This is a genomic window from Actinomadura sp. 7K534 (assembly GCF_004348575.1).
GTDB lineage: Bacteria > Actinomycetota > Actinomycetes > Streptosporangiales > Streptosporangiaceae > Spirillospora > Spirillospora livida.
In genome coordinates, this window is the sequence record NZ_SMKB01000366.1 from 1 (window position 1) to 4,996 (window position 4,996).

Consider the following 4,996-nt stretch of genomic DNA (forward strand, 5'->3'; position numbering starts at 1 on the left):
GGGTTTTGGGGGTGGTCAGGTCGGCTGGTTTGGCGTGGGTCAGGGCGTAGAGGGTGCGGGCTCGGATGCCCAGGGCGGTGGAGGCTTCGCCGGTCGCCGTGTAGACGACGTCGTCGGGTGGGAGGGCGTCCATTACGCGTTGGTCTACGAAGACGGGCATGTCGTCCGGGAGGAGGAGGGGGCAGACCAGGTTGGCCGCGTACTCGGTCGCGGCGTTGACCAGGTCCGCGTGGGCCGGGCGGACGGTCTTCGCTCCGACCGTGGCGCGGACCGCGTCGGTGGAGGGGCGGCCGCCCGCGGGGACGATCACGCCGGTCAGGAAGCGCTGGTCGCCGAAGGCGTCGTCGCAGGAGTAGACGCGCGTCACCAGGCACCGTTCGGGCGGCAGGCCGAGGGCTCTGGGGAGCTCGTCGGCGTGGGCGAGCGCGAAGGGCAGTCGCACGATCTCGTGGACGGCCTCCCATTCGAGTAGCGCGCGGTGGATGGTCAGAGCGTCCTTCATCTTCGGCTCCATCCCGCGGGGGTCGCCCCGCTCACCCCCGTGCCTGGTTTCCCTGTGTCCCCCTGGATCGCATTCTGCGAGGGATATCCCCACATACCCGAGACGTCCGGTTTAACCCTCGCCATACGTCGTGCAAAATCACTCGCGATGCGCCGCAGCCGCACATGCGGCGGGCCGTGGCCCTGTTGTGTCCCGCTACCGTTGTCGTGCGGAGGGCTCACCGGCGGTCGCGATGGCGTCATCGGGGTGTCCAGAACGTAACCCGGGGATCGCGGCATGTGAAGGGTCCCGTCCTTCTTCGGCCCCGCAAGGATTCGCGCGCGGGCCCCGCCGATCATCGGAAAGTCCTTTGTCAGCCCGTCTCGCAAGGAAATACGCTCGATGGCCGTGCCCAACCAGAACGTGACACCCGAGTCCTCGCGGCGCACCGCGATCGCCGAGCTGCTGCGCCGGATCGCGCCCGTCGCCGACGATCTCGGGGCCCGGTTCGCGGCGGCCGGGCACGAGTTGGCCCTGGTCGGCGGCCCCGTCCGGGACGCGCTGCTCCGCCGTCCGACCAAGGACGTCGACCTCACCACCGACGCCCCGCCCGAGCGCACCCTGGAGATCATCCGCGGCTGGGCGGACGCGCACTGGACGATCGGCATCGAGTTCGGCACCGTCGGCCTCCGCAAGGACGGCGTCGAACTGGAGATCACCACCTACCGCAGCGAGTCCTACGACCCGAAGTCGCGCAAGCCCGTCGTGTCGTACGGGACGTCGCTGGTGGAGGACCTGCGCCGGCGCGACTTCGCGGTCAACGCCATGGCGGCGCGGCTGCCCGGGCACGAGTTCGTCGACCCGTTCGGCGGGCTCACCGACCTGCGGGACAAGGTCCTGCGGACGCCCGGCAGGCCCGAGGACTCCTTCGGCGACGACCCGCTGCGGATGATGCGCGCCGCCCGGTTCGCCTCGCAGCTCGGCTTCACGGTCGCGCCGGACGTCGTCCGCGCGATGACGGACATGGCCGCCCGCATCGAGATCGTCTCCGCCGAGCGGGTCCGGGACGAGCTGTCGAAGCTCGTCTGCGGTGAGTACCCGCGGCAGGGGCTGGCGCTCCTCGTGGACACCGGCCTCGCCGCGCACGTCCTGCCCGAGCTGCCGAAGCTGCGGCTGGAGATCGACGAGCACCACCGGCACAAGGACGTCTACGAGCATTCGCTGATCGTCTTGGAGCAGGCCATCGCGCAGGAAGAGGAGGGGCCCGACCTCATCCTGCGGCTCGCGGCGCTCCTGCACGACATCGGCAAGCCGCGCACCCGCCGGTTCGAGCCGGGCGGACGGGTCTCGTTCCACCACCACGAGGTCGTCGGCGCGAAGATGACCCGCAAGCGGCTGACCGCGCTGCGCTACCCCAAGGACGTCGTCGCCGACGTGTCCCGGCTGGTGGAGCTGCACCTGCGGTTCCACGGCTACGGCACCGGCGAGTGGACCGACTCGGCCGTCCGGCGCTACGTCCGCGACGCCGGGCCGCTGCTGTCCCGGCTGCACAAGCTGACCCGGGCCGACTGCACCACGCGCAACAGGCGCAAGGCGGAGCGGCTGCGGCGCACCTACGACGACCTCGAGGCGCGCATCGAGCGGCTGGAGCAGGAGGAGGAGCTGGCCGCGATCCGTCCCGAGATCGACGGGAACGAGATCCAGGAGATCCTCGGGATCAAGCCGGGGCCGCTCGTCGGCAGGGCGTACCGGTTCCTGCTCGACCTGCGCCTCGACCGCGGCATGATCGGCAAGGAGGCCGCGGCGGAGGAGCTGCGCCGCTGGGCCGCCGCCGAGGGCATCGTCCCGGCGGAGGGGTCCGGGGAATGATCCCGCTGCAGCTCGGGCGGATGAGCCCGCGGGAGACCGAGCGGATGCTGGAGTTCGACCGGGAGCACATCTGGCACCCCTACGCGCCGATTCCCGCCCCGGCGCCCGCGCTTCCCGTCGTCTCCGCGTCGGGGGTGCGGCTGACGCTGGCGGACGGCACCGAGCTGATCGACGGGATGTCGTCGTGGTGGGCGGCCGTGCACGGCTACAACCACCCGAAGCTGAACGCGGCCGTCACCGGGCAGCTCGGCAAGATGGCGCACGTGATGTTCGGCGGGCTCACGCACCCGCCCGCCGTCCGGCTCGCCGAGCGGCTCGTCGAGATCACCCCGGAGCCGCTGACGAAGGTGTTCTTCGCCGACTCCGGGTCCGTGGCCGTCGAGGTCGCGATCAAGATGGCGCTGCAGTACTGGCGCTCGCAGGGGCGTCCCGAGCGGCACCGGCTGCTCACCGTCCGCGGCGGCTACCACGGCGACACGTTCGGCGACATGGCCGTCTGCGACCCGGTCAACGGGATGCACCACCTGTTCCGGGACGTCCTGGCGGAGCACGTGTTCGCGCCGGCTCCCCCGCTCGGCTACTCGGCGGACCCCGAGCAGGCGTACCTGGACGAGGTGTCCCGGCTGGCCGCCGAGCACGCGGGCGAGCTGGCCGGGATCATCGTGGAGCCGATCGTCCAGGGCGCGGGAGGGATGCGCTTCTACGCGCCCGAGTACCTGCGCCACCTCCGCGACATCGCCGACGAGCACGGCGTCCTGCTCGTCCTCGACGAGATCGCGACCGGTTTCGGCCGGACGGGCGAGCTGTGGGGCTGCGACCACGCCGAGGTCGTCCCCGACATCATGTGCCTCGGCAAGGCGCTGACCGGCGGCTACCTGACCATGGCCGCCACCCTGTGCACCGACCGGGTCGCCCACGGCATCACGTCGGGGGAGGCCGGCGCCCTCATGCACGGCCCGACCTACATGGCCAACCCGCTGGCCGCCGCCGTCGCGTCCGCGTCCATCGACCTGCTGCTGTCGCGCGACTGGCGGGACGAGGTCGACGCCATCGAGGCCATCCTCACGGCCGAGCTGCACGACGCGGCGGACTTCCCCGGTGTCGCCGACGTCCGCGTCCTCGGCGCGATCGGGGTCGTGGAGGCGCGGGAGCCGGTGGACGTCGCGTCCGCGCAGGAGATCGCCATGGCGCACGGCGTCTGGCTCCGCCCGTTCGGCAAGCTCGTCTACACGATGCCGCCGTACGTCTGCACGGAGGACGAGGTCCTGCACATCGCCGCCGCGCTGCACGCCATCGCCGAATCCCTGTGAGCGGACGCGTCAGCGGCGTGCCCGCGCGGGCCTGCGCGTGGTGACCGACCAGTAGAAGACCGCGCCGACGGCGTACGCGGCGACCACCGCGAGAAGGGTGCCGCCGGCGCGTCCGTCCACCGGCAGCCATGTCGCGGCCGCCGCGGCGGCACCGGCGAAGACCGCGTTGAAGAGCATGTCGTAGACGGCGAACACCCTGCCCCGGTAGGCGTCCTCGACCCCCTCCTGCAGCGTCGTGTCGACGCACAGCTTCACGCCCTGCGACACGACGCCCAACGCGAAGGCGGCCGCCGCCCAGGGACCTTCGGCGAACGGCATGCCCAGCGCCAGCAGGCTCACCGCCGCCGCAGCGAACAGCACCGCCACCCACGCCCGCTTGCCGATGCGCCGCACCACCGCCGGCGTGACGAGCGCCGCGGCGAAGAACCCGGCGCCGGACACGCCCAGCATCAGCGCGAACGTCTCCAGCCCTTCGTCCGGGTCATCGGCGAAGTGGTTCCGGCACAGCAGCAGCGTCATGATCAGGACGACGCCGTACAGGAAGCGGTGGAAGGAGATCGCGCCGAGCGCCAGGGCCGCCGCCGGCCGCCGCCGGAGGTGCCGCGCCCCGTCGACCAGGCCGTCCAGGACGACGCGGAGCGCCTCGACGAGCCGCGGCGCGTCCGGCTGCGCGGGCCCTGACACGGGGTCCTCGGCCGGGTGCGGCCCGAGCAGCCGTTTCGGAAGCAGCGTCGCGATCGAGCCCGCCATCAGGAACAGCCCGGCCGCCGCCACCAGGATGAGCGCCGTCCCGGCGTCCCCCGCCCCGAACACCTGCCGCAGCAGGTAACCGACCCCGGCCCCGACGAACGCGATGACCGTCCCGGACGTGACGGAGAAGGCGTTCGCCGTCACCAGTTGGTCGCGCCGGACAACATGGGGGAGCGCCGCCGACAGCGACGCGAGGAAGAACCGGTTCACGCCCAGGACGACGAGGACCCCGAGGAAGAAGGCGGTCCCGTCCTGCCCCGCCGCGACCAGCGCCGCGACGAGCAGCACCAGCGCGGCCCGCAGCACCGGCGTCCACACGAGGATCTGCCGCCGCCGCCACCGGTCGATGAACACCCCGACGAACGGCCCGAGCGCCGAGTACGGCAGCAGTGTCACCGCGAACGCCGCAGCCGCCTTCGCCGCGGTCGTCTGCCGCTCGGGCGAGAAGAACACGTACCCCGCGAGCGCCACCTGGAAGACCCCGTCGGTCAACTGCGACGCGAGCCGCGTGCCATAAAGCCGCCGAAAATCCCGCCCCCGCAGAATCTCCCGCAACTCACCCGACCGCACCAGGTCACCCTATGCC

At 72.1% G+C, this 4,996-nt stretch carries 4 protein-coding genes; 2 read left to right on the forward strand and 2 right to left on the reverse strand.

Features of this window, described 5'->3' with window-relative positions; genetic code table 11:
- Positions 1–502 (reverse strand): YbaK/EbsC family protein (locus tag E1266_RS35520; protein WP_132054714.1); only part of this gene is annotated, 502 nt, incomplete at its 3' end.
- 381 nt (positions 503–883) lie between these two features.
- Between E1266_RS35520 and E1266_RS35525 the strand changes: the two genes are divergently transcribed.
- Together E1266_RS35525 and bioA are read left to right on the forward strand one after the other, a co-directional pair.
- Complete coding sequence (locus E1266_RS35525) at positions 884–2,350, forward strand: CCA tRNA nucleotidyltransferase (protein ID WP_132054716.1); 1,467 nt, start codon at positions 884–886, stop codon at positions 2,348–2,350.
- Positions 2,347–3,660 (forward strand): adenosylmethionine--8-amino-7-oxononanoate transaminase, encoded by a 1,314-nt coding sequence (bioA, locus tag E1266_RS35530; protein ID WP_132054718.1) that lies wholly within the window; start codon positions 2,347–2,349, stop codon positions 3,658–3,660. Before E1266_RS35525 ends, bioA begins: the two co-directional genes overlap by 4 nt.
- A gap of 9 nt (positions 3,661–3,669) precedes the next feature.
- On the opposite strand, the gene E1266_RS35535 is transcribed toward bioA, so the two are convergent.
- The gene (locus E1266_RS35535; RefSeq protein ID WP_243719301.1) at positions 3,670–4,902 is read right to left on the reverse strand and encodes an MFS transporter; all 1,233 of its coding nucleotides are present in this window, start codon (positions 4,900–4,902) and stop codon (positions 3,670–3,672) included.
- Positions 4,903–4,996: the final 94 nt, after the last annotated feature.

Excerpts from the sequence above, each read along its gene's own strand:
- bioA (WP_132054718.1), top strand. The coding sequence starts at position 2,347 with ATGATCCCGCTGCAGCTCGGGCGGATGAGCCCGCGGGAGACCGAGCGG.
- E1266_RS35525 (WP_132054716.1), top strand. The coding sequence starts at position 884 with ATGGCCGTGCCCAACCAGAACGTGACACCCGAGTCCTCGCGGCGCACC.